This is a genomic window from Halomonas sp. TG39a (genome assembly GCF_000744395.1).
Taxonomy (GTDB): domain Bacteria; phylum Pseudomonadota; class Gammaproteobacteria; order Pseudomonadales; family Halomonadaceae; genus Vreelandella; species Vreelandella ventosae_B.
The window spans coordinates 490,542-514,493 of record NZ_JQLV01000001.1; the positions used below are offsets into that span (position 1 = coordinate 490,542).

Consider the following 23,952-nt stretch of genomic DNA (forward strand, 5'->3'; position numbering starts at 1 on the left):
AATGCCATGCAAATTGACCTGTACCAAGTAGATGCTTTTGCCTCCCAGCCCTTTGAAGGTAATCCCGCGGCCGTTTGTCCCCTGAAAGTATGGTTGGATGATGCGCTACTGCAAGCCATTGCGTCGGAGAATAACCTTTCCGAGACCGCGTTTTTTGTACCTACGGAGGCAGGCTACCATCTGCGCTGGTTTACCCCTTCGGTAGAAGTGGATCTGTGCGGTCACGCCACCTTAGCTGCTGCGTGGGTAATTTTTAATGCCCTAGGTGATAGCTCAGAAACTCTGCAATTTCAGACCCGCAGTGGGCAGTTATTGGTAAAGCGTGAGGGTGACGAGCTGGCGATGGATTTTCCCGCGAAAACGCTAGAACCCTTGGCAATGCACGCTGAGGTAGCGGCGGCGTTCAACGGCATCGACATTCAAGAGCTGCTGATCTCTGACGATATCGTGGTGGTGATTAATGATGCGACGTTGATTGAGTCGTTAGCACCGGATATGCAACAGCTTAAACAGCTGCCGGGGCGGGGGATGGCGGTCACCGCTAAAAGCCATGATGTGGACTTTGTTTCCCGTTGGTTTGGCCCCAAGGTGGGCGTTGAAGAAGACCCGGTGACAGGCTCGGCCCATACGTCGCTTGCACCTTATTGGGCTAAGCGGTTAGGCAAGCAAACGCTAACCGCACGCCAGGGCGGCGCCCGAAAAGGCGCGCTCAGCTGCAGCGTGGAAGGCGAGCGCGTGATTATCAAAGGCCGCGTGGCGCCTTATCTGCAAGGGGTAATCACATTGCCCAAGAGTAAGTGGAAAAGCTAGGTATTGTTAAGGAAGTTATTCCTTTTGGCGACTAGCCGCCCGAACAAAAGCGCTGGGAGATTGACCGAGCACCTTGCGAAACATACTGGAGAAAGCGGCTGGGCTGTCGTAGCCAAGTTCCAGTGCGGTTCGGGTAACGGAACTGCCAGACAGCAGCCTGGGAATTGCCGCCATCAGGCAGGCCTGTTGGCGCCATACGCCAAAGGAGAGTCCGGTCTGCTGACGGAATAGACGATTGAAGGTGCGCTGACTGCAATGTAACTGCCGCGCCCACTCCTCCGGAAGAGTGTGAATGCTCGGCTGGCCGAGAAACTCTCTGCACAGGCGGGCGAGCGGAAGGTCATGGGGCAAAGGCGCAAATAGTGGCAGGGCCTGAGCCTGTTCCAGTTCGTATAGGAGTAGTTTAGCCAGGGCATCATCGCGGCCGTTTTCATCATAGAGCGCGGGGATGTGGGCGGAAGCCAGCAGCAGGTGATGCAGGAGAGGCGTCACGACCAGCACCTCGCAGTTGCTCGAAGCACGTGGCGCGACGTGGGGTTCGATATACAAGCTTCGGGTGCTCACCCCATTCATGCGCACTTGGTGGCGCTTGCCCGCAGGTAACCAGACGCCGCTATAGGGCGGCACCATCCAGGTACCGTCATCCGTATTGACTTCCATCAAGCCGGTCATGCCATAGAGAAACTGGGCACGTCGATGGGTATGAAAGTCGAGGAGGGTACCGGGGCGGTAGTCAGTGCCGATGGCCACCACGGGCCGTGCTACATGATCCACATCTGAAAGAGGCGTATTGAGCATTAGCGTTAACCTGGCTGAAACGCGTTGATGGTTGTCCGAACGACGAATGTCGGCCAATCCTTGCCAGCATATAGTGCCTGCTGTTTGGTTTCATCAGGAGAGTGCCGGTGTATAGCGTATTGCTGCTTTGTGGCGGGTTGGCGGGAGTGACCACCGTATTGTTCGGTTTCGGTGGTGGGTTTGTGGTGGTTCCCTTGCTGTATACCCTGCTGATTTACGTCCACGGGCCGGATAGTGGTATCGGTCAGGCGGCCATGCATATCGCGGTAGCCACCTCGACGGCGTTGATGATCTTTGCTGCTTCCCTGTCCACATGGCGCCACCATCTAAGACAAACCGTGCAATGGCACCTGGTGCGGCCGCTGGTGGTCTATATTGCCATGGGAGCCGTGCTTGGCGCGGCGGCTGCCGTGTCATTAAGTGGCGAGTGGGTGCGCTGGGCGTTTATCGGCTATCTGAGTATTACGATTGCGGATGCTGTTCTGCGACCCGGTTTTCTGCATCAGGCGGAGAGTGATGTGCATCCTATGGGTCGTGGGGTAACGGCGATGACGGGGACAGTGATTGGTGCGGTGGCCGCCTTGCTGGGCGTTGGCGGCAGTGTGATGACCGTACCGCTCATGCGCCGTAGAGGCGCGAGTATGACGGCAGCTACTGCCATGGCCAATCCGTTGTCGTTGCCCATGGCGGTGAGTGGCACCGCGACGTATGTGTTGCTGTCGGCAAATCACCCAGCGGTGGGGGACTGGTATGCCGGTTATGTGGATCTGCGCGCCTTGTTGGTATTGGCAGTGGGCTCATGGCTCGGTATCTGCTTGGCATCGACCTGGATCGGACGCATTCCTGACCGTCTTCATGCCAGGGTGTACTTGCTATTGCTGACCATGGTGCTGGTGGTGATGGTTTTTGTTCATTGAGTGTTGCTTGCTTGGGAGATGCCTGTTTGGGAGATGTGTGGCGCTTGATATTCAGGGCGTCGCGCAGTCGAGAGAGCTTCATTTATTTTGTCAGTAGTTTCTTATGAGATCTTGTTGACATGGTTGCTTAAAGCAATTAATTATGTGCTTAAAGCAACTAACTGGAGGCCTCTTCCATGGCCGCAGAACAACGCTTGCATGAGCGAGCTGGAACGGTGCGAAGCTTCAACCGTTTCTACACGCGTCAGATTGGTGTGCTGCACGAGCATCTGCTGGAAAGCCCATTCTCGTTAACGGAGGTTCGCATTCTGTATGAGCTGGCGCATCGGCCGATGCTTACCAGCTCAGATATTTGCCGGGAGCTGGGGCTCAATGCCGGTTACGTGAGCCGGGTGCTGAAAGGCTTCGAGAAGAAGGGGCTCATCACCAGAATCCCCTTGCCCTCCGATCGCCGGGCGGCGCAACTGCAATTGACTGATCATGGGCGGGAAACTTACCTGCCGTTGAGTGATGCGTCGCAGCGCGAAGTTGTTGCCATGCTCAAGCGGCTTTCGGAGCCTGAGCAAAACCAGTTGATTGAGGCAATGCATCAAATTGAGAGCCTGCTTGGCGATACCGATTCGAGTTACATGCTGCGCGACCCGCAGCCGGGCGATATGGGATGGATCGTCCATCGACAGGCAGTTCTGTATGCCCAGGAGTACGGCTGGAACAGTGAATATGAAGCACTGACAGCAGACATCGTCGCCAAGTATCTGCGTGATTATGACCCGCAATGGGAACGGTGCTGGGTCGTCGAGAAGCAAGGCAGCGTCGTTGGCTCCGTGTTCGTCGTTAGGGAAGACGAAGCGACCGCAAAGCTGCGGTTACTTTATGTCGATCCCTGCGCCCGCGGTCTTGGAATAGGTGGCCGTCTTGTCGATGAATGCCTAAGATTCGCCCGCCAAGCTGGCTATAAAAAAATCATCTTGTGGACCAACAGTGTTCTTATTGGTGCGCGAAAGATCTATGAAAGGGCGGGTTTCGAACTGGTTGAGGAAACGCCCCATCACAGCTTCGGCAAGGATCTTGTCGGTCAAGTTTGGAGCCGTGAGCTGTAGTACCCACGTTGCGAAGCATCGCTCTGCCTAGGCAACAGTCGTGTGCCGGACAGCAAGGGGGGCGAGCGCAAACCTTTAAATGATATTGCTAATTTGCCACCGTGGTTCGGCAAGTTGTATGCGTTCAATGACCCAATCCACGAATGCCCGCACGGAGGGTGATAGGTGGCGGTTCTGTGGATACATAACCGATATGGGCACTGCGGGAGCTTGGCTGTGGCTCAGTACTCGCTGCAATTCTCCACTATGAAGGTGCGGCAGCACCATATAACTTGCTGCAAGTATCAGGCCTAAGCCTTCCAGGCCACAAGCGATATAGGTGTCAGTGTCGTTAACGATTAAGTTCTCGGACATCCGTACGACTCGCTCTTCGTCATTAACCACGAAGCGCCAATCCATTGATCGCCCTTGATGCCCAGGCAGAAAACCGACAGCGTGGTGGTGCTTCAAATCTTCCAATGACTGTGGCTCACCGTGCTCTTTCAAATACCCAGGTGAGGCGCACGTTAACCATTCAAAGCTCGCAATACGGCGCGCTACCAAGGTGGGAGAATCTTGAGGTACTCCTGCTCGAATAACGCAATCGATACCTTCCGGAACCAGTTCTACTGTTCGGTCACTCATCGTCAGGGTTAACTCTATATCGGGATAACGGGCTTGGAACGTCTTAATGGCAGGCAATACGAATAAGCGGGCCATTGAGGCTGTCATGCCGACGCGTAGCTTGCCTTTGGCTCGTCCGGCGCTACCGGCAAAGCTGGCCTCGACAGCTTCCAGCTCTGTCAGTAAACGACGACATTGCTCGTAGTAAAGGCTGCCATCTGGGGTCAGGTTCAAGTGTCGCGTGGTACGCTGGAGCAGTTTCACACCCAGGAAATTCTCTAGTTCCTTAATAGCGCGAGTAACCGTAGAGGGAGGGATGGACAGGTTCTCTGCGGCTTTACTGAAGCCGTGCATCTCAACCACTCGGGCAAATATCTGCATGGCTTGCAGCCGATCCATGTTGCGTTCTCTCTAACGTCTGATTAGGTAGCATAACGAATGCTGGGTTCGTTGGGTCAAAAATCGGCCGTTTCTGGGTCTGGCCCTAGGCGGCCATCAGGGCGGTCCAGCTGGGCTAACATCCTCGTCTCTTCAGGCGTCAGAGCAAAGTCGAATAGCTGAAAGTTTTCTACAATACGTTCAGGCCGCACGGATTTCGAGATTGCCGCTAGGCCACTATCGAGATGCCAACGCAGAATGATTTGAGCAGGAGTCTTCCCATACCGCTCTGCTAGTTTGAGTATCTGGGGGGCTTGCAGCGGCGATAAGCTAGGATTCGGTTTCTGCCACCACAAACCTAATGGACTCCATGATTGGGTTATGATGCCTTGCTCGCGGTGAAACTTTCTCAGTTCCTTCTGCTGGAAGAAAGGGTGTAATTCAACCTGATTGAGTACCGGTGTCACCCCCGTTTCTTTCATCAAGCGTTGTAGTTGCCCAACAGAGAAGTTACAAACGCCGATGGCACCGACCCGGCCCTCGTCACGCAGGCGGATCACTGCCTGCCATGTTTCCACATAGGTATCACGCATTCGTGAGGGCCAATGCATCAGATACATGTTGATCCACTCAAGGCCTAGTCGTCGCTGGCTGGCATCGAAGGCGTGTAGGGTTTGAGTGTAGCCGTGATGAGTATTCCATACCTTCGTGGCCACAAAGATCTCTTCACGCGCTACGCCACTGTCGCGAATCCCTTCGCCAACCCCTTCTTCATTGTAATAAGCCTCCGCTGTATCAATCAGTCGATAGCCGGTCTGCAAAGCGCGACTGACCAGCTCGGCGCTCGTTTCCGGGGGTATCTGCCACAAGCCATAGCCCAAGGCAGGGATTCGTGAGTCTACTTGTGCTGTTGGAGAATAAGTCATTGGTATGGAGCAACTCTATCAATAAAACATTGCCCACATGGTAGACGTTCACTTGACTACTTTTAATTCCATTAAAAGCAAAATGCTTTTCTATAAATGCCAATAATTTTAACGGGCACGCTATTTAGATATTCCGAATTGTCTTTTCCAACTATAGCCATTAACAATCCATGCATTCGCATCTAGCCTGCTTGAGAGTTGTTTCAGGCAGCAATCAACCGATGGTTTACTGGATCCATGCATAACCTTTGCTGAAACCTGAATAACAACGATACCTCAATTGAATACTTTCTAGGTGATACACATGCCCGTTACCGAAAACCGCGATGTTGGAAAAGTTCTTATTCTTGGCGCTGGCCAGCTCGGTATGCAAGTGATCAGAAATATGATCTCCAGGGTTAACTCTGATTCTGTCTGCGTCTTGGTTGAACCTGGTTTCACCACATCTTCGGATGCGTACAAAAAGAACAGCACTAATGAGCTTGAGATGCATGGGGTCGAGATCATTCCCTTCGACTTGTCTGATGGAACTGAAGCTAACCTAGCCGCATTATTTTCTGAATTTCATACGGTTATCTGCTGTACGGGGTTCGTGGCGGGATCTGGCACACAGACAAAGATTGCGCACGCAGTCCTAAAGGCAGGTGTCTCACGATACTTTCCCTGGCAGTTCGGGGTCGATTACGACATCGTTGGGAAAGGCAGCGGCCAGCCTGTGTTCGACGAGCAATATGAAGTGAGAAAGCTACTACGCTCACAGCAAAAAACAGAATGGGTAATTATCTCAACAGGGATGTTTACGAGCTTTTTGTTCGAGCCTGCCTTTGGGGTAGTCGACCTTGAGACCAATACCGTCCGAGCACTCGGAAGCTGGGATACGCGTGTTACGGTCACTACACCCGAGGATATTGGTCGCCTAACGACCGAGATATATCTTGAGGATCCTCGCATCTCCAACGAAGTTGTCTTTGTCGCTGGCGATACGCTTTCGTACGGCCAACTGGCCGCTGTCGTCGAAGAGCTAACAGGCAAACCCGTCAAGTGTGTCGAGTTATCCCTTGATGAGCTTAATCACCAACTCGCTCTTACCCCGGATGATGTAATGCTACGTTACCGTGCCGCATTCGCCCTCGGCTCCGGTATGTGGTGGGAAAAATCAAAAACTTATAATCATAAAAAGGGCATCGATACCGTCGATGTCAAGGCGTGGCTACGTCGTCACTTAGGCGATACACACTCATAACACGTAAAATGAAAGGGCCGTCTAAGTGACTGCCCTTTCTGTATTTGGCTGCTGAGGATGGCAGACATTCCCATGCCACGAAAGAATCTGATGCAATGGCTCATACTCAGTAATGCATAGTCGCTTGAAGTGGATCAGTAGTGCCCGCTGAGCAAAGAAGCGGGGATGACCGCAACCTGATTGCCTTTTGGCCAAAAAGCAGTCGCTTAATCCTATGAGTAAGCAACTTTTGAGGGAGTGTTGAACGCGACCCTTCTTACGCAGGTATAACATTGCGGGTTCATAATGTAGCCAATAGGCTCACTAATAGTGATCTAAAAAGCTGTTCTATAAACCTCGCATTCACTGTGCAGAGTTTTTTGATAGCCGTATTATGTTCAGTGAACCTTTCGTCGACAGATCGCGCCACCTTACCGTTCCGGATGTTATGTACCACAGCAAGGTGGGGCCTCTAAACCTACCAGATCGTGTATGTCCCGCGCTGCCTGCTGTAGCAGCAAACCCGCCATAATTGGCGCCTCAGTTGGATGCGCGAGCATGTGCTCAAGGTAGCCGCACGCTGACACTGCATTCAACCGTAAAGTAAATAATCGATAAATATCTCTATTTGTTCAAAAAGGCAAATATAACCACGATGATAATGAGAAGGAATAGTGTTGTTGACCAACTGCCTTTCTTCTTAGGAGGCACTAACTTCTTTCCATTACCATTTTTTCTACCACCTGGTGTGTAAAACGGACTGCTCAAGCATTTAGAGTTATTACAGTGCCCCCCTACAATCAAACCAATATGACACGAGGGGCAGTGCGATCCTTCACGAGACATAAGTAAGCCTCCTTTTGTCTTTAATTATCTTTATAGTAGCGGTATTTGAGCGCTTTATAATCCGTATTTTTTAATCCGAGTATGATGATAATGGCTAATCTAGATTGCTTATAATGCCTCAGACAGTGTTGTACTTGGATCGTAATGCCAATTGGCCGTAGAAACTGAATGTAATGCCTTAATTTGGCTCTTCGTTATTTCTGGCGGTCTGACCTGTGGGAGGCGAGCTTTAGCTCGCGACCCGATGAGGTTTGAATGATCGTTCTTGATACCAATGTTATTTCCGAGGCGATGAAACTCGAACCTGATCCGGCCGTCAGAGCTTGGCTTAATGAGCAGTCGGCTTATGTATATTTGGGAATAGCACCGCTGGCCGTCTTTGTAACGGAGTAACTGCGCGCTGCCTCAAAGCCTTCAAGTAGCGCGCTCTGTTCGACCCCCAAGCCCTCGATGCAAAAGCTGTTCAAACACTGCCGGGCGGCAAAGAGCTCCCGGCCCGATCCTGCCAAGAATTGACTAAGAGGACGATGGCTTGATAGGTGGCATCAGGCCCCGAATAAATTCGCACCATATTGAGTCCTTCAGCACAAAGTTGGTGCGAATTTATGCGTCGGTACGCTCAACAACCCGCAGAATCTCTCATTTTTCAAGGTGGCATGATAATTGCTATTTCTTTAAGTAAGTAAATAGTTACTTAACTCGCTCCATGAAGAGTGTTTTCTGAATGGGCGCAATGGCAAGGATCACACCATGAAAAAGCAATTTAAGAATATGAAGCTGAAGGCTCTCGCTTGTAGTTTCGCGTTGGGTGCTTTGGCACATACTGGTATGGCAAGCGCCGATATTAATATCAAGTTTCACCATGATTTGCCTGAAGATAGCGCACAGCACCTGGCGGCTGAGCGCTTCAGGGACATGGTGGCTGAGCGAAGCGGCGGTGAGATTTCAGTAGAAATTTTCCCTAATAACACACTCGGTGATGATGTCGAAGTCACCCAACAGTTGCAGATGGGAGCTGTGGAAGCTGCCATTATTCCGACCGCCAAGTTATCGGGCTTCGTTCCCGCCATGCAGATCGTCGATCTGCCTTTCTTGTTCCCTTCTCCCGATATCGCCCACACCGTTCTTGATGGGCAGGCCGGTGATGATCTATTGGCGACTGTGGAACAGGTGGGGCTGAAGGGGGTTACTTTTTGGGAAAGTGGTTTCAAGCAATTTACCTGCGACCAACCCGTTAATGGCCCGGAAGACTTCGCAGGCCAAAAGGTACGCGTGATGCAAAGCCCTATCATCATGGAACAGTTTAAAGCGATGGGCGCTAACCCGGTACCGATTGCCTTCGGCGAAACTTACAACGCGCTGCAACAACGCATTGTCGACTGCCAGGAAAATCCGCTGGTATCGATTACACAAATGAAATTTTATGAAGTGCAGTCGGATGTGGTTATCAGCAACCACGCTTATCTAGCCTATGCATTTCTGTTTAGCCAGAGTTGGTTCGATAGCTTAAGTCCTGAAAACCAGGCGCTATTGACGGACGCTGCACGTGAAACCACCGCATTCCAGCGTGAAGAAACCGCCCGCCGTGAAACGGGCTACATTGCCACTATCGAAGCCAGTGGCACTAACGTGAGCACACTGGATGATGCCCAACTGACGGCTTTCAGAGAGTCGACAGCGTCGGTGCACGATGAGTTTGCCAATGAAATTGGCGCAGATCTAATGGCGGAATTCCAGCAAGCCATTGCTGATGCCGAGTAGTAGCGCGTAACCCATTAAAGGGCTGATCGGTGATCCCGATAGCCCTTTTATTCCCCCATTGTTTTCATCGCTGGTGGAGTCCGCTATGCGCAAACTTGATCGCCTAATATCGCGTGCCGAGGAGGTTTTGATTGGCCTGCTGATTTTGTCCGCCTCGTTCATTCTTTTCGCCAACGTCATTGCACGCTACGTGTTTAACGATGGTTTTTCATGGGCTGAGGAGCTGGTGCGTTACCAAATTGTATGGATGGTGCTGCTTGGCGCGAGCGTTGCTGCACGGCAAGGGATTCATATTGGGATCGATATTCTACGCAGGTTTAGTCCTCCCCTTATGGTGAAGTGGATAGAGTTGCTAGTTCATGCGGTTTCTATCGCTTTCTGCCTCTTCCTGGTGGTTTACGGTATCCAGTTAACTGAGCAAACCCATCGGTTCGGTCAGGTGAGCTCTGCTCTGCAGGCGCCTATGTGGATCGTTCAGTTGGCCATTCCAGTGGGCGCTCTCTTAATGGGCATTCGCTTTACCCAGCATTTCTTCCGGACGTTGCTTGGTCGAGAGCAAGCCTCTGCCCACCTTGATCAAATTGGATAAGAATATGGTCATCACTTTCCTGGTTCTATTAGCTGTTTTGATGTTAGTGGGAACGCCCATCTTTATTGCGTTGGCGGGTTCCGTCACGGTGGCGATGGGGAGTTTTAGCCATATTCCGTTGACCATAGTTGCCGAGCGCTTGTTTGCTGGGTTGGATAAGTTTCCATTGATGGCAATACCCTTTTTTATTCTCACCGGTAGTTTGATGAGTGCGGGTGGGTTATCGCAGCGTATTATCCGCTTGGCCAACTTGTTGGTGGGGCGTTTTACCGGTGGCATGGGGATGACGGCGGTATCAGCGAGTATGTTTTTTGGTGCTATTTCCGGATCGAGTCCGGCCACCGTTGTGTCGGTTGGGTCATTGCTCTATCCGGCCATGCGCAAGGAGGGATATTCCGGTCAATTTTCGATTGGCGTGCTGGTGTCTGCCGGTTCATTGGGCATCATCATTCCCCCTTCGGTAGTGATGATCGTCTACGCGGCTGTCACTGGGGTGTCCGTGGGCGCGCTGTTCATGGCAGGGGTCGGTGCCGGGTTATTATACGCCGCCTGTTTGTTGCCTTACTGTTGGTACCGCGCCAAAAAGGACGGTGTAACGCCCGTGGAGCCGCCCAGTTGGGGCGAGGTTTTAGCAGGATTCAAAGATGCTTCGTGGGGGTTGGGTGTGCCTCTCGTCGTCTTGGGTGGTATCTACCTGGGTATCTTTACGCCCACTGAAGCAGCCGCTGTATCGGTGATCTATGCCCTGTTGGTCTCCGCCCTGATTTATCGTGAGAAGAGCTTTGCAGAGCTATTCCAAAGCATGATTGAAGCGGCGACCACAACGGCTCAGGTAATGATTATTCTCGCTGCTGCGTCAGTGCTGGCGTGGTTCCTTTCCAGTAATGGGTTAGCCGCGATGTTGGCCAACGCTATCCTGTCGTTATCAGAGAATCCGTACCATATCTTCCTTCTGATCAATGTGACGGTACTGATTGCCGGCATGTTCCTCGATGCTTCCTCCATCATGGTGATTCTCGCACCCCTGTTTTACACCGTGGGTATGCGCGTTGGTATTGACCCTGTCCACCTGGGGGCAGTACTGACCGTGAATGGGGCGATTGGTATGTTTACGCCGCCATTTGGCCTCAACTTGTTTGTGGCGGGCACTATCAACGGTGTCGATTACGTCCAGGCGGTACGTGGTGCATTGCCCTTTATTGGCATTGCGCTGTTTGCCTTGATACTGCTGACCTATATTCCCGCGATCAGTATGTGGCTACCCAATATGGTGTATGGCGGCTAAACAGCCAGAATAAGGATGGTAGCAATGTCTATTAGCACAACTTCATCAGCGTTGGCGCATTCCCATGAGGGGGTCGTAACCAGCCCACATACACTGGCAACAGAAGCGGGTCTTAAGGTACTTCGTAAAGGTGGAAATGCGGTTGAAGCTGCTATCACCATGGGGGCCTGTCTGGCAGTGACGTATCCGCATTTTACCGGTCTTGGCGGCGATGCCTTCATGATCATTGCGGATGCAAACGGTGGTGTGCAAACCCTGTCAGGCATTGGCCAGGCGCCACAGGCTAAGTTGGAACTGTCTGGCCAATTGCCTACGAGAGGGCCAGGTTCCATGTTGACGACGGCTGCCACGGTCGACACCTGGGGGCAGGCGCATGAGATTTCCCGTCAGAACTGTGGCGGCCAAATTGGCTGGGCAGCGCTGATGGAGCCAGCGATACAGCTAGCGAGGGAAGGCTTCCCGATAACGCCATCGCAGCGCTTCTGGCTTGATTTTCGTCGTGATGAGATGGCTATGATGCCAGGCGTGCGAGAGCACTTTATGCCAGGCGGGAAGATTCCCCATGAGAGTGAAAAACTGTACCAGCCACAGCTGGCCGCTTCACTACAGTCCATTGCGACCCACGGCTACCGAGACTTCTATGAAGGGCAGTTGGGGGAGAAAATCGCCGCTGGACTGGCAGCGGCAGGGTCTCCACTCACCGGCGCTGATCTGGCGGCTACCCGAGCACGAGTAGAAAAGCCGCTGTCGGTGCCCTATCGGGGTGGCGAGCTGCTGGCCCATCGTCCCCCAACCCAGGGTATGACGACACTAGAGATAATGGGTATCCTGGCGCGTTTTGACCTCTTCAGGATCGAAGAGGGCAGCGCCGATTATTACCATCTGCTGGTGGAGGCGGTAAAGCGCGCTTTCCTGGATCGTAATAGCTACCTGGCTGATCCCGACTTCGCGTCGGTGCCTTGTGAAAGGTTGTTATCGCCTGCCCATCTTGATGCTGAAGCGGCAAAAGTGGAGGCGGGGAAAGCATTGGATTGGCCCTTCGCTTATCAGCATGGCGATACGGTTTATCTAGCGGCAGCTGATCGTTTCGGTAATGCCGTCTCCATGCTGCAGACGATTTATTACGATTGGGGCAGCGGTGTCAGTGTCGGTGATACGGGGATTTTGTGGCATAACCGTGGTGCCGCGTTCAGTCTTGATCCTGCTCATCCGAATGCGCTTGCCCCCGGAAAGCGTCCTTTTCATACCCTTAACCCGGGTATGTATCGTGTCGATGGAAAGCCTCGTTTACTTTACGGTACTCAAGGAGCAGATGGACAGCCGCAAACCCTCGCTGCCGTGCTGACGCGCTTGATAGACTATGGCATGGATCCGCTCAGTGCGCTTAAAGCGCCGCGCTTCCTACTGGGGCGAACCTTTTCCGATGGACGTGACACGCTAAAACTTGAACAGGATGCGGGAGATGCTATTTTCGCTGAATTGACCCGGCGTGGTCATCAGATGAGCCCGCTACCCGCACAAAGTGCCCTAGCTGGCCACCCCGGCGCGGTCGTTATCGACCCGGCGAAAGGCTTTTACGCGGCTCATGATCCTCGCAGCGATGGCATCGCGTTAGGGCTATAGCACCAATAGAAACAAGGATGTGTACATGACAAAAAGCGATACGCTCGATGTGAAACAGAGTGCCCGTACCCGGGGAAAAACCCGCCGTAATGCTCATGAAACACGCGAGCGCCTGCTTCAAGCGGCGACTCAAGAGTTTTCCGAGCGCGGCTACGATGGCGCTCGCATGGAACGTATCGTGCGTGCAGCCGATTGTAATGTGCGCATGGTGTATCACTACTTCGATGACAAGGAAGGTCTTTACCTGACTGTTCTCGAACGAGTCTATGAGGAGTTGCGCGCCAAGGAGCAGGCACTCAATTTAAGCTATCTCGAGCCCGTTGCAGGTATGCGCGCGCTGGTCGAATTCACCTTCGATCATATGGCCGAGCATCCCGAGTTCACCAGCCTGGTGCGTAATGAGAACTTGCTGGGTGGGCGCATGCTGCGCAAATCGAGCAAAGTCGTCCAGCAAACGACGCCGCTCGTAGGCATGATCCGGGATACCCTAAAGCGAGGGGAAGCAGCAGGGGTATTTCGCTCGGCTGTAGACCCTACCCAGCTCTACATTTCTATTCTTTCGCTATCAATCATTCACATCAATCAACGCGACACGCTATCCATCATCTTCGAGCAGGATCTGGCTGACCCGGATTGGTTGATTGAGCGGCGTGCCCATGCGGTCGAGGTAATACTTTCCTATCTATGTGTTGAGTCCCGGGTGATTAAATAAGCGACAAGGACTATCTGCAGGGCTCCGAATACCTCATCTACTTGCCCATCTGCTGCATAAGTTTACGACAGCAAACCAAGCCAGAACCGCCGCCTTCCTCCGGCGGGCGACTAGCCGCCCGAATGAAGGCCGTTGGAGATTGGCCGAGCACCTTACGAAACATACTGGAGAAAGCGGTTGGGCTCTTGTAGCTCAGCTCGCCATTTTTTAGCAGCAGCTCGAGATTGTGCTGCCGCCAGTGGTGCGGGGTCGTCGCGCTCTGCCTATGGCTCGTGGCTTAGTGGAAGTGGATAGGCACCGACCGCCGACCATTCAGCAATCACGCGCTATGTCATCACGCGCTATGTCATCACGTACTGTGTGATTGAGAAGGCCAGCGCAACTCAAAACAAGAGCCACCCTCATCAGAGGGGTAGCATTTAGCCTCGCCACCATGGGCTCTTGCAATAGCCGCGACTACCGCCAATCCTAGCCCGCTTCCTCGCTTGTCTCCTGGCATACCACTGTCAGCGTCCCGCGCATGCCGGAAGGCCGTGAAAATCTGAGAGGCATCTTCCTGAGGGATACCTGGGCCGGAATCCATAACACGCAAAACACACCACCCGTCATTCTGGCGCGTTTGGATGATGAGTGACCCTGGTGATGCATGCTGGCGAGCGTTTTCCAGCAACGCAAGCAATGCCTGACGAATACGGACAGGGTCGCAATAAACGGCGCCAGCTTGCAGATCAAGGGTTGGATAATGATTTGATGCATTTAGGGTATGTCTACAAAATTCAACAACTGATTCAATTTCAGCAGAAAGGTCACATTGCTTGATCTCAAGGTTCAGATGGCCGCTTTCGGCCAAGCTCACGGCGCGAAGGTCTTCAATCAGTTGTGCCATGCCATCGATTTGGGTAAGGAGACTCAGAAACTGGGGTTTTTCGGGGGGGAATACGCCTTCTGCCAAGCCTTGCAGGCGTCCGCGTAAAATAGTAACGGGCGTACGCAGCTCATGGGCAATAGCCGCATTCCAGAACGTCATTTCCTTGGACATACGCTGTAGTTGGTCTGCCAAGGCATTGAAGTCGTTTGCCAAAACGGCGGCCTCGCCTAAAGAGCGATCACCCGTAGCGGCGCGTGCGTCCAGGTCGCCTTGCGCGACGCGACGCATGCTTTCTGTTACGGAGTTTAGGGGTACCAGAATGCGACGTGCCAAGTGCATGCCCACTATCACGGCGAACGCCAGCCCAACCAGCGTAGTGCTAACGAGCCAAGCCCACTCTAGCCCCGACGGGAACATGTTTGGTTCGTTAATCGACCCCTGCCAAAAATGGAAGGTAATGAAATAGAACACATAAGAGGTCACCACGACTAGCAGTGTTATCCCAAACGCCATCGCTGCCATGGTCAATGCGATTGTCCGGCTCAATCCAATGAGTTTCATTCTGTTCCCCACAGCCGATACCCAACGCCGCGTATGCCAACGGGTATGCCTCTCACATCGACGTCTTCCAGTTTTTTACGCAGCTTGCTGATATGGCTGTCGACAGTGCGCTCAAGCGCCTCACCCTCGGGGAGGCAGGCGGCCAATAACTCTGCGCGGGTGCAAACTTTTTTGGGCGCGCGTGCAAGGTGCGTCAACAACCTGAATTCGGTGAGCGTCAACGCAAGGCTATGCGAGTCTCCTCCTACCTGAACAAAGGCTTCGTGTTGTTCCAGGTCGATCTCAAAGGGCGGCACCCGGAGGACACGGGGTTGATGGCTAGCATCAGCCATGGTGCGCCTTAACACTGCCTGAGTGCGTGCGACAACCTCAGCAGGGTTAAACGGCTTGACGACGTAGTCGTCGGCACCAAAACGCAAGCCCATGAGTTTATCGATGTCCTGATCCATCGCGGTCAACATGATGACGGGCGTCTCACCACGATGGCGAACCTCCGACAGCACCTGCCAACCATCCATTTTAGGCATCTTTACATCAAGTAAGACGAGATCGGGCTTCATCGACAAATGCATTTCCAATGCCTTGCGTCCATCTTCTGCGTGGATAGTTCGAAGGCCCTCACGTCTCAGATAAGCCTGAAGAATATCAGCGATCTCAGGCTCGTCTTCGGCGATGAGAACCAGTGCTTGCAGGCCAGAAGAAGAATTTGGCGACTGTTGAGTCGTGGACATAAAAGTGCCTAATGAAACATTAATTGTGTTCTCCATCATATCTACACATACCGTCGACGTTAATACCACGCTATAGCGATATAGTCCCCTTCAATTTTATTGCTAGGCAAATGTTTACCTATTTCTCAATGAGCTAGGTCTGAAAGAACGATGCCTGAAGGGAAGATGCATGACGATCCGACATATTTACCGCAATGGTGGCCTCTGTGCCTTGCTGCTAAGCGTGCTAACCGCCTGCGGGCCAGTTGAGCAAGAAGTAACGCCGTCTCCTGCCCGAGTGTCTGTCGTTACCTTGGAACCCGTTAGATTGGAGCTGACCGAAGACTTACCGGCCCGGGTCGCTCCTTTTCAAGTGGCGGAAATTCGTCCGCAGGTCAGCGGAATTGTCCAACGTCGACTTTTCGAACAGGGAACCGACGTGAGTGCGGGGCAGCCATTATTCGAAATCAACCCAGCGCCGTTTCGAGCGGAAGTGGAAACGGCAGAAGCCGCTTTGCAGAAAGCCGAAGCCGAGCTTGCGAATGCCCGTGCGCAGTCCGCTCGGTTGGAGTCGCTGGTCAGGGGGCAGTCGGTGAGCCGCCAGGCCTATGACGACGCCGTATCCAAAAGTCAGCAGGCCGCTGCTGAGGTGGCTCAAGCGCGTGCCACGCTGTCACGTCGCCGCCTTGACTTAGAGTTTTCCACGGTGGCGTCTCCCATTGCTGGCCGAATTGATCAAGAGTTGGTAACGGTGGGAGCGCTTGTCGGCAGCAGCGATAGCACGCCCATGGCCCGTGTTCAGCAGATCGATAAAGTTTATGTCGATGTTCAGCGTTCGGCTTCCTCACTTGAATCGCTTCAAGATGCGATGGCGGCGCAACCTTCGCTAGATAATGGTTTACCGGTCACCATCCTCGGCAGCAACGGTACACCCTACGATGTCACCGGACGCATTCTTTTTTCGGGCATCAATGTGGATGCCAGCACGGGTGACTTTTTACTGCGTGTACTCGTGGACAATCCCAATCGACGCCTGCTGCCCGGTATGTTTGTGCGCGCCCGCGTGCCCTACGCACGCTATGACAACGCGTTGACGGTGCCGCAACAGTCCGTGGTGCGCATCGGCGGTAAGCCCTACGTGTGGTTGATTGGTGACAGCGACAAGGCGGTGATGGTCTCAGTGGAGCTTGGTGAATTGGCGAACGGTAATTATCGGATTAAGACGGGGGTGACAGAGGGGCAGAAGGTTGTCGTCGAGGGTATAGAGCGACTTTCTGATGGTGTCGAAGTCAGCGCGACTGATTGGCATAGGTCATCGCCTCTTGAGGCTTCAGTGGCATCTTCTTAATTAAGCTTCAGGAGTCTCCGCAATGCCTCAGTTCTTCATCCAGCGCCCAGTCTTTGCGTGGGTGGTCGCGCTGTTTATCATCCTGCTGGGCGTGATCGCCATTCCTAAGCTGCCGGTCGCTCACTACCCCTCGGTAGCGCCCCCTTCGGTGACCATCACTGCGACTTACCCCGGCGCCACACCGCAGACCATGAACGATGCCGTGCTCAGTCTCATCGAACGAGAACTGTCCAGCGTCAAGAATCTGCTGTACTTCGAATCGTCGGCGGACTCTTCAGGGTCGGCATCTGTCACCGCCACCTTCAAGCCAGGGACAAATCCGGAACTGGCCCAAGTGGATGTGCAGAATAGACTCAAGGCAGTCGAGCCTCGGTTACCCCAGGCGGTTCGTCAGGATGGGCTGAGCGTAGAGTCAGCGTCATCCAGTTTTCTGATGATCGTAGGTCTGAATTCCGATGATGGGCGCTTTGATGAGATCGCCCTGAACGATTATATGGCGCGCAATATCGTCGAGGAACTGCGCCGCATTGACGGTGTTGGTCGTGTGCAGCTGTTCGGTGCTGAGCAGGCAATGCGAATCTGGATAGAGCCGGAGAAGCTGATTGCTTTCGGCTTGTCGGTGAATGATCTCTCGACCGCGATCACGGAGCAGAACGCACCGATTGTGCCGGGCAGCATCGGCGCGTCTCCGGCCTTACCCGGCCAAAAGGTGTCCTCGCTGTTGACCGCACAGGGGCAATTGAGCACGCCGGAAGAGTTCGCCGCTATCGTACTTCGCGCTAATGTCGACGGCTCCAAAGTGGTGTTGGGCGATGTGGCGCGAGTTGAGTTGGGCGCCCAATCCTACGGCTTCTCCAATCGTGAGAATGGCCAGCCAGCGACGGCGGCAGCCATACAGCTGGCACCCGGTGCCAATGCTGTCCGCACGTCGGAAAGTGTGCAAGCGCGTTTGGCTGAGTTAAACCAGGCGCTACCCGCGGGTATGAGCTCATCGGTCCCCTTTAATACGGCCCCGTTCGTTAAGGTTTCTATCGAGAAGGTCATCCATACCCTTATCGAGGCGATGGTATTGGTGTTCCTGGTGATGCTGCTGTTTCTACAGAACATCCGTTACACGCTGATTCCCGCACTGGTCGCGCCGATTGCGTTGTTGGGAACCTTCACGGTGATGCTGCTGGCAGGTTTCTCAATCAACGTGCTGACGATGTTTGGCATGGTGTTGGCGATTGGCATCATCGTCGATGACGCTATCGTGGTGGTCGAGAACGTTGAACGCATCATGGCCAAAGAGGGATTGTCGCCAAAGGACGCCACCATCAAGGCGATGAAGGAAATTACTGGTGCGGTGGTGGGCATCACCCTGGTATTGACGGTGGTGTTTATCCCGATGGCCTTCTCGAGTGGCTCGGTCGGTGTGATCTACCAGCAATTCGCGCTGGCGATGGTGGTCTCGATTCTGTTCTCAGCGTTTCTGGCGTTGACGCTAACACCGGCGCTATGCGCCACCCTTCTCAAACCCATTAAGCCGGGGCACCACGACAAAGGCGGTTTCTTCGGCGTGTTCAACCGGTCGCTTAAACGTATGACCGCCCGTTACGAATCGCGTGTGGGGAGGCTGGTCGCCCGCAGTGGTCGGGTCATGCTGGTGTTTGTGGTCATCGCAGGCGTGCTGGTGTTCGCCTTCCGCCAGTTGCCTTCGGCTTTTCTGCCGGAAGAGGATCAAGGCTATTTCATGACCAGTATCCAGCTACCCGCTAATGCGACAACCGAGCGTACCTTGGATGTCGTCAAGGCGTATGAGGAGTACGTCATGGCGCGCCCTGCCGTAGACGGCAATATGTCTATTTTGGGCTTCGGGTTCTCTGGGTCTGGCGCGAATACAGCGCTGACGTTCACCACGCTAAAGGATTGGGGGAAGCGTGACGGTGCCACGGCGGCGAGTGAAGCGGAAGGAGCTCAGGCAGCCATGAGTCAATTGAACGAAGGGACGGTGATGAGTATGTTGCCGCCGGCCATTGATGAATTGGGCACCAAGTCCGGCTTTACGATGTTCTTGCAGGATCGACGCAACCAGGGGCCGGCCGCCCTTAAGGCTGCCGAGACGACGCTGCTGGAACTGGCGGCGCAGAGCAAGGTCGTCAGCGACGTCTATTCCGACGGCCTTCCAGAAGGGGCGAGCATTCGCCTTGATATTGATCGCCAGAAAGCCGAAGCGCTTGGCGTGTCGTTCGCCAACATTAGCGAAATCCTGTCTACCGCAATGGGGTCATCCTACATCAACGATTTCCCGAATGAAGGCCGGATGCAGCAGGTGATTATGCAAGCGGATGCGTCGGCACGCATGCAGGTTGATGACGTGCTCAAGCTGCACGTGCGTAATAGCAGGGGAGGGATGGTGTCCCTGTCAGAGGTGGTCACGCCGGTGTGGGACGAAACACCGCTACAAATGGTGCGTTACCTGGGCTATCCCGCCACTAGTATTTCTGGCGGTGCGGCGAAGGGGACTTCCACTGGTGACGCCATGGCTGAAATGGAGCGTCTGGCGCAGCAACTTCCGCCCGGTTTCGCAGTGGCCTGGACGGGGCAGTCCCTTCAGGAGCGCCAGTCCGCTGCCCAGGCACCCATGCTGGTGGCGCTATCCATCCTGGCGGTGTTTCTGGTGTTAGCCGCTCTCTACGAGAGCTGGACGATTCCGCTGTCGGTCATCCTGGTTGTGCCGCTGGGGTTGCTGGGGGCGGTGGCCGCCATGTTGCTGCGTGACCTGCCTAACGATGTTTTCTTCAAAGTCGGTATGGTCACCGTGATCGGACTGTCTGCGAAAAACGCGATCCTGATTGTTGAATTCGCAAAGCAGTTGCGTGAGCAAGGTAAAGGGCTGATGGAGGCCGCAGTGGAAGCCGCCAGCCTGCGCCTGCGCCCGATTCTTATGACCTCACTCGCTTTCGGCTTAGGGGTGGTGCCGTTGATGGTCGCGTTTGGCGCCAGTGCCAAAACCCAGCATGCGATAGGCACGGGCGTTTTCGGCGGCATGGTTAGCGGAACGCTTCTGGTAATTCTCTTTGTTCCGGTGTTCTTCGTTTTCGTGATAGGCCTTCAGGAGCGCGTTAGTAGCTGGCGTACGGCTCGTCGCCCTTCATCATTACAACCCGATAACGATATAGAGCATTAATGCCATGCGCCGACTGATTCCGCCTATCGTGCTAACGCTGTCGGCGTCCCCTGTGTCAGACACCTTTTCAGTGGCAGCGTCGGAAGTGATATCCACTATTTAGGAGTTAAGTGTTTAATGTTTTCTGCTATCCCACAACGTTGGCTAGTGCTGTTTGCCGTCATGCTGGCGTTCCTGCCTGTTGTTATCGATATGACGATTCTGCACGTCGCGGTACCGGTGCTGACGCCAGCGCTGGGTGCCACTGGCACCGAAGTGCTGTGGATCATCGATATTTATCCGCTGCTGATGGCTGGCCTGCTGGTGCCGATGGGCACGCTGGCTGACCGAATCGGAACGCGCCGTGTGCTGCTGACCGGGCTCGTCGTGTTCGGGGTGGCGTCACTACTGGCGGCATTCTCGACGACACCCGCCATGTTGATCGGTGCTCGAGTGCTGCTCGCTATTGGCGGATCGATGATTATGCCTTGTGTGCTAGGTGTCATCCGCAAAACCTTCGAAGACGAGCGCGAGCGTGCGATGGCGCTTGGCTTATGGGGAACGGTGGGGGCCGCAGGTGCGGCTGTGGGACCGTTGGTGGGTGGGGCTTTGCTGGAACATTACTGGTGGGGCTCGGTATTCCTCATTAATGTACCGATCATGCTAGTGGTGGTGGCGGTCGTCTATGGTCTGCTGCCGCGCCGCGAGGCAACGACACCAGGCAAGTGGTCTTTCGGCCAGGCGTTGATTTTGCTTGTTGGCATTATCTCGGTGGTCTACGGCATCAAGTCTGGGGTGGGAGCGGGGCAGCCACTATGGCGTGCAGGGTTGGTGCTCTTCCTGGGGCTAGCGATGCTGACCTGGTTTGCACGTATCCAGCTGCGTTCGGCGGAGCCGATGCTGGACTTATCGCTATTTCGTCATCCGGCCATTGTCGCTGGCCTGGTGATGGCGCTAGTGGCTGCCGGCGCACTGGCAGGTGTCGAGCTGACGCTGGCGCAAGAGCTGCAATATGTGCTGGGCAAGACACCGCTGCAGGCCGGTCTGTTCATGGTGCCGATCATGGCGGCCGCTGCAGTTGGTGGGCCCGTTGCAGGTTACCTGTCCAACCGGTTTGGCTTACGGCTGGTTGCCAGTCTGTCGATGGTGATCGCGGCAGCAGCGTTGGGCTACTTGGCGCAGTCTGACTTCCACGCGCCTGACTGGACAGTGCCAACAGCCTTGGCCGTGCTGGGGCTAACCTTGAGCATTGGCCTGACCGCTTCCTCGATTGCCATCATGGGGGCTGTGGATGCCAGGAAAGGAGGGGCTGCAGGCTCTTTGGAAGCCACCGGCTACGAATTGGGCAGTGGGCTCGGCATCACCCTGTTCGGGGTTTTCATGGCGAGCGTCTATACCAGCACTATTGTACTGCCGCCACACTTGGAGCCAGCCCTCGCTGCACAGGCAGCGCGCTCAATGAGCGATAGCATCGTTGTGGCACAAGGGCTGGCTGCAGATCAGGCGGATGCACTCATCATGGCCGCGAAGGCAGCGTTCTCCACCACGCACTCGATCCTGCTAACAGCTGCTGCGATTCTCATCGCCTTGCTGTCGGTGGTGGTTTTTCTGATGCTGGGTAGCCACCCAGACAAGGTGGGTGCGCACGAGTGATGTTGGTTGGGCACTGGTGTACATCCATGCGGTACTAGCTCCGATGTTAGCTGCCAAAGTGAATGTTGTGGGGTGCTGTTGCAGCCTTATCTATCTGCCCCCTCCATCGAACAGTTGAGCAACAGTCGCTTTACCCCCACAACCCTGCCAGAGACCCGCCGACCGGCGAATCCTCGGGTAAGGCCACGGCAGCCACTCGTTCTTGTGCCGCCGCAAGCTGTGCGGGGTCGCCGCGCTCTATTTCCGGCTCTTGGTCGGGAGGGTAGGCGCCTACCATGCAGAAATCATCATCCGCCTCTAGGCTGGCATGCCCAACTCCCGCTGGCAGCACCAGTACATCGCCTGGGTAAAGCATCAGCTCCTGGCCGTTAGGGCCTCCCAGCCGCGCCCGTGCCCGCCCGCGAAAGATACCCAGTGCTTCATGGGCGGTGGAGTGAAAGTGGTCAAAGTCATACAGGTGGTAGCGCCACGCAGGGGGCCAGCCGTGGCGTTTGAACATCACTTCGAACGCCTCGGCCCGCTCCTCTGCATTGCTGATATCGAGAACCTGACGATAAATCAGCACTGGTAGAGGGGAATTGGGGTAGCCGGTCGCTGCATCGCTGTCGAGATGAAGTCGTTCTGGCTGGGGCATAGACATCCTTGCCTCCTCATTCCTCGTTGGGGATGTGCTGTCAGCATGGTTTTTAAGCTTGGTTTTAAGCATGTTTTTAAGAATAGTTTTTAATGTATGGCCGAGCAAACCGATAACAAACTGGCTAAGTGTTTAGTCGATTACCGCCCTGCAGCCCACCCCCTCATTTTCTATTCGATTGCCATGATGACATCAGTCGGTATCATATCGTGGGTGTTGTCCATCATTACGCCTTTTACCGCGAGCTTCTATGACCCAATCTAAAACGCCTTTCATTGTGGTGCTGAGCCTGGCAATGACCATGATGCTGGGCCCGTTTTCCATGGATACGTATCTGCCGGCCTTTCCGGTCATTGGTGAATCGCTGGGGATTTCTCAGCAGGCGGTATCGTTGAGTGTTTCGGTGTATGTATTTGCGTTGGCGTTGGGTCAGTTAATCGGCGGTGCGCTTTCAGACCGCTTCGGGCGCCAGCGGGTGTTGATGAGCGGGCTGGCGATTTTTGCGCTCTCAAGCATTGTCATTGGTATGGCGGATTCCCTGAACACCCTGCTCGGTGGGCGGGCAATTCAGGCCATTGGCGCCGGCTTGACTCTGGTTTCGGTACCGGCGTTAGTGCGTGACCGGGTGGCGGGGCGCGACGCCGCGAAGCTGTTCTCGATGATGGGCTTTATCATGGTGCTGGCGCCTGGCATTGCGCCAAGCGTAGGCAGCGCGATTTTGTTGCTGGGTTCCTGGCACACTATCTTTTTCGCCTTGGCGGTGTACGCGGTGCTGCTGGTGCCGTTGCTGGTGCGGGTGCTGTTTACTGGCAAGGGCAAGGTGTCGCGCGCGAAAAGCCCTAAGATGAGCCTGCTGGCGCGTTACAAATTGGTATTATCGACAAAACCCGCCCTGCCGTTCATCGTTTGGCAGGCTGCCTCTTTTTCTACCCTGATGATGTTCATCACCTATGCGTCATTTATCTATCAGGGGCATTTCAGCCAGTCACCTTCAAGCTTTTCGATGCTGTTTGCGGCGAATATCGTCGCGATGCTTATCTTCAATATTCTCAATCGAGTCTTGCTTTCCAGGCTACCGTCACTGCGTATCCTACAGTTGGCAACGGGCTGTCAGGCTGTCGGCATACTATTGCTGGTGATGGCTGCCTTTATGGATTGGTCGCTTTACGCCTTCCTCGCCGCCATGATGCTGACCATCGGCGCGGTGGGGGCGATCTCGCCGAATATTCAGGCCTGCTTTTTGGAGTTCTTTCCCACTAGCAGTGGTACGGCCGCAGCGCTGCTGGGTGCCGCCCAGTTCGGCATCGCTGGGATTCTGAGTGGATTGTCTGCACTGCTACCGCATACGCTTGAAGCGGTCATTCTGGCCATGGCCGCCTGTGGTTCGGTGGGGTATGTGATGCTTGCCCGCTCTATCATCAAAGGGCGTGCCGCTGTCGAGGCACACTGAGCCAGGCCAC

Annotated in this window: 20 protein-coding genes; 14 read left to right on the top strand and 6 right to left on the bottom strand. The window is 54.4% G+C overall.

The window, feature by feature from the left end:
- Positions 1–6 precede the first annotated feature (6 nt).
- Positions 7–810 carry a PhzF family phenazine biosynthesis protein gene (locus U738_RS02225; RefSeq protein ID WP_035576884.1) on the top strand — a complete coding sequence of 268 codons (804 nt, stop codon included), beginning with the start codon at positions 7–9 and terminating at the stop codon, positions 808–810.
- Positions 811–825: 15 nt separating this feature from the next.
- Here the strand turns inward: U738_RS02225 and U738_RS02230 are convergent, their stop codons facing one another.
- A complete protein-coding gene (locus U738_RS02230) occupies positions 826–1,608 on the bottom strand; it encodes an AraC family transcriptional regulator (protein ID WP_035576886.1) in 783 nt (260 codons plus the stop codon).
- Positions 1,609–1,715: 107 nt separating this feature from the next.
- Between U738_RS02230 and U738_RS02235 the strand changes: the two genes are divergently transcribed.
- Both U738_RS02235 and U738_RS02240 read left to right on the top strand, forming a co-directional pair.
- Positions 1,716–2,525, top strand: coding sequence for a sulfite exporter TauE/SafE family protein (locus U738_RS02235; RefSeq protein ID WP_035576888.1), 810 nt, complete (start codon positions 1,716–1,718; stop codon positions 2,523–2,525).
- A 176-nt stretch (positions 2,526–2,701) separates the two neighbouring features.
- On the top strand, positions 2,702–3,625 hold the full coding sequence (locus U738_RS02240; protein WP_035576890.1) for a bifunctional helix-turn-helix transcriptional regulator/GNAT family N-acetyltransferase: 924 nt from the start codon (positions 2,702–2,704) through the stop codon (positions 3,623–3,625).
- Positions 3,626–3,700: 75 nt separating this feature from the next.
- Here U738_RS02240 and U738_RS02245 read toward each other — a convergent pair whose 3' ends face one another.
- Positions 3,701–4,627 carry a LysR family transcriptional regulator gene (locus U738_RS02245; RefSeq protein ID WP_035576893.1) on the bottom strand — a complete coding sequence of 309 codons (927 nt, stop codon included), beginning with the start codon at positions 4,625–4,627 and terminating at the stop codon, positions 3,701–3,703.
- A 56-nt stretch (positions 4,628–4,683) separates the two neighbouring features.
- Complete coding sequence (locus tag U738_RS02250; RefSeq protein ID WP_035576895.1) at positions 4,684–5,532, bottom strand: aldo/keto reductase; 849 nt, start codon at positions 5,530–5,532, stop codon at positions 4,684–4,686.
- A 304-nt stretch (positions 5,533–5,836) separates the two neighbouring features.
- Between U738_RS02250 and U738_RS02255 the strand changes: the two genes are divergently transcribed.
- From U738_RS02255 to U738_RS02280, 7 genes are all read left to right on the top strand, one after another.
- Entirely contained in the window at positions 5,837–6,775 is a 939-nt protein-coding gene (locus U738_RS02255; protein WP_035576899.1) for an aromatic alcohol reductase, read from the top strand.
- Between the two features lie 1,080 nt (positions 6,776–7,855).
- Positions 7,856–7,993: a hypothetical protein gene (locus U738_RS22835; protein ID WP_231896755.1), complete on the top strand. Its 138-nt coding sequence runs from the start codon at positions 7,856–7,858 to the stop codon at positions 7,991–7,993.
- Positions 7,994–8,350: 357 nt separating this feature from the next.
- Positions 8,351–9,361, top strand: coding sequence for a TRAP transporter substrate-binding protein (locus tag U738_RS02260; RefSeq protein WP_035576900.1), 1,011 nt, complete (start codon positions 8,351–8,353; stop codon positions 9,359–9,361).
- Positions 9,362–9,446: 85 nt separating this feature from the next.
- A complete protein-coding gene (locus U738_RS02265) occupies positions 9,447–9,950 on the top strand; it encodes a TRAP transporter small permease (RefSeq protein WP_050713846.1) in 504 nt (167 codons plus the stop codon).
- 4 nt (positions 9,951–9,954) lie between these two features.
- The gene (locus U738_RS02270) at positions 9,955–11,235 is read left to right on the top strand and encodes a TRAP transporter large permease (protein ID WP_035576903.1); all 1,281 of its coding nucleotides are present in this window, start codon (positions 9,955–9,957) and stop codon (positions 11,233–11,235) included.
- Positions 11,236–11,259: 24 nt separating this feature from the next.
- Entirely contained in the window at positions 11,260–12,858 is a 1,599-nt protein-coding gene (ggt, locus tag U738_RS02275) for a gamma-glutamyltransferase (RefSeq protein ID WP_235208626.1), read from the top strand.
- Positions 12,859–12,883: 25 nt separating this feature from the next.
- Entirely contained in the window at positions 12,884–13,570 is a 687-nt protein-coding gene (locus U738_RS02280; protein ID WP_035576907.1) for a TetR/AcrR family transcriptional regulator, read from the top strand.
- A gap of 349 nt (positions 13,571–13,919) precedes the next feature.
- On the opposite strand, the gene U738_RS02285 is transcribed toward U738_RS02280, so the two are convergent.
- The gene (locus U738_RS02285; protein ID WP_035576908.1) at positions 13,920–14,999 is read right to left on the bottom strand and encodes an ATP-binding protein; all 1,080 of its coding nucleotides are present in this window, start codon (positions 14,997–14,999) and stop codon (positions 13,920–13,922) included.
- On the bottom strand, positions 14,996–15,730 hold the full coding sequence (locus U738_RS02290) for a response regulator (protein WP_022519776.1): 735 nt from the start codon (positions 15,728–15,730) through the stop codon (positions 14,996–14,998). The genes U738_RS02285 and U738_RS02290 overlap by 4 nt, the downstream gene beginning before the upstream one ends.
- A gap of 169 nt (positions 15,731–15,899) precedes the next feature.
- Between U738_RS02290 and U738_RS02295 the strand changes: the two genes are divergently transcribed.
- The 3 genes from U738_RS02295 to U738_RS02305 all read left to right on the top strand — a co-directional run bounded on the left by U738_RS02295 (position 15,900) and on the right by U738_RS02305 (position 21,858).
- Positions 15,900–17,057: an efflux RND transporter periplasmic adaptor subunit gene (locus U738_RS02295; protein WP_035576910.1), complete on the top strand. Its 1,158-nt coding sequence runs from the start codon at positions 15,900–15,902 to the stop codon at positions 17,055–17,057.
- Between the two features lie 22 nt (positions 17,058–17,079).
- Complete coding sequence (locus tag U738_RS02300; protein WP_035576912.1) at positions 17,080–20,226, top strand: multidrug efflux RND transporter permease subunit; 3,147 nt, start codon at positions 17,080–17,082, stop codon at positions 20,224–20,226.
- Between the two features lie 117 nt (positions 20,227–20,343).
- Positions 20,344–21,858, top strand: a complete 1,515-nt coding sequence (locus U738_RS02305; protein ID WP_035576914.1) for an MFS transporter — start codon at positions 20,344–20,346, stop codon at positions 21,856–21,858.
- A gap of 130 nt (positions 21,859–21,988) precedes the next feature.
- Here the strand turns inward: U738_RS02305 and U738_RS02310 are convergent, their stop codons facing one another.
- Positions 21,989–22,498, bottom strand: a complete 510-nt coding sequence (locus tag U738_RS02310) for a cupin domain-containing protein (protein WP_035576916.1) — start codon at positions 22,496–22,498, stop codon at positions 21,989–21,991.
- Positions 22,499–22,742: 244 nt separating this feature from the next.
- On the opposite strand from U738_RS02310, the gene U738_RS02315 reads away from it, so the two are divergent.
- Entirely contained in the window at positions 22,743–23,942 is a 1,200-nt protein-coding gene (locus U738_RS02315; protein ID WP_035576918.1) for a Bcr/CflA family efflux MFS transporter, read from the top strand.
- The last annotated feature ends 10 nt before the right edge of the window (positions 23,943–23,952 follow it).

Bases quoted from the DNA above. Each gene is read 5' to 3' on its own strand.
- U738_RS02295 (WP_035576910.1), top strand. From the start codon at position 15,900: ATGACGATCCGACATATTTACCGCAATGGTGGCCTCTGTGCCTTGCTG.
- U738_RS02255 (WP_035576899.1), top strand. From the start codon at position 5,837: ATGCCCGTTACCGAAAACCGCGATGTTGGAAAAGTTCTTATTCTTGGC.
- U738_RS02265 (WP_050713846.1), top strand. From the start codon at position 9,447: ATGCGCAAACTTGATCGCCTAATATCGCGTGCCGAGGAGGTTTTGATT.
- U738_RS02315 (WP_035576918.1), top strand. From the start codon at position 22,743: ATGACCCAATCTAAAACGCCTTTCATTGTGGTGCTGAGCCTGGCAATG.
- U738_RS02250 (WP_035576895.1), bottom strand. From the start codon at position 5,532: ATGACTTATTCTCCAACAGCACAAGTAGACTCACGAATCCCTGCCTTG.
- U738_RS02290 (WP_022519776.1), bottom strand. From the start codon at position 15,730: ATGTCCACGACTCAACAGTCGCCAAATTCTTCTTCTGGCCTGCAAGCA.
- U738_RS22835 (WP_231896755.1), top strand. From the start codon at position 7,856: ATGATCGTTCTTGATACCAATGTTATTTCCGAGGCGATGAAACTCGAA.
- U738_RS02260 (WP_035576900.1), top strand. From the start codon at position 8,351: ATGAAAAAGCAATTTAAGAATATGAAGCTGAAGGCTCTCGCTTGTAGT.
- U738_RS02280 (WP_035576907.1), top strand. From the start codon at position 12,884: ATGACAAAAAGCGATACGCTCGATGTGAAACAGAGTGCCCGTACCCGG.
- U738_RS02300 (WP_035576912.1), top strand. From the start codon at position 17,080: ATGCCTCAGTTCTTCATCCAGCGCCCAGTCTTTGCGTGGGTGGTCGCG.
- U738_RS02240 (WP_035576890.1), top strand. From the start codon at position 2,702: ATGGCCGCAGAACAACGCTTGCATGAGCGAGCTGGAACGGTGCGAAGC.
- U738_RS02245 (WP_035576893.1), bottom strand. From the start codon at position 4,627: ATGGATCGGCTGCAAGCCATGCAGATATTTGCCCGAGTGGTTGAGATG.
- U738_RS02230 (WP_035576886.1), bottom strand. From the start codon at position 1,608: ATGCTCAATACGCCTCTTTCAGATGTGGATCATGTAGCACGGCCCGTG.
- U738_RS02305 (WP_035576914.1), top strand. From the start codon at position 20,344: ATGTTTTCTGCTATCCCACAACGTTGGCTAGTGCTGTTTGCCGTCATG.
- U738_RS02285 (WP_035576908.1), bottom strand. From the start codon at position 14,999: ATGAAACTCATTGGATTGAGCCGGACAATCGCATTGACCATGGCAGCG.
- ggt (WP_235208626.1), top strand. From the start codon at position 11,260: ATGTCTATTAGCACAACTTCATCAGCGTTGGCGCATTCCCATGAGGGG.
- U738_RS02270 (WP_035576903.1), top strand. From the start codon at position 9,955: ATGGTCATCACTTTCCTGGTTCTATTAGCTGTTTTGATGTTAGTGGGA.
- U738_RS02310 (WP_035576916.1), bottom strand. From the start codon at position 22,498: ATGTCTATGCCCCAGCCAGAACGACTTCATCTCGACAGCGATGCAGCG.
- U738_RS02225 (WP_035576884.1), top strand. From the start codon at position 7: ATGCAAATTGACCTGTACCAAGTAGATGCTTTTGCCTCCCAGCCCTTT.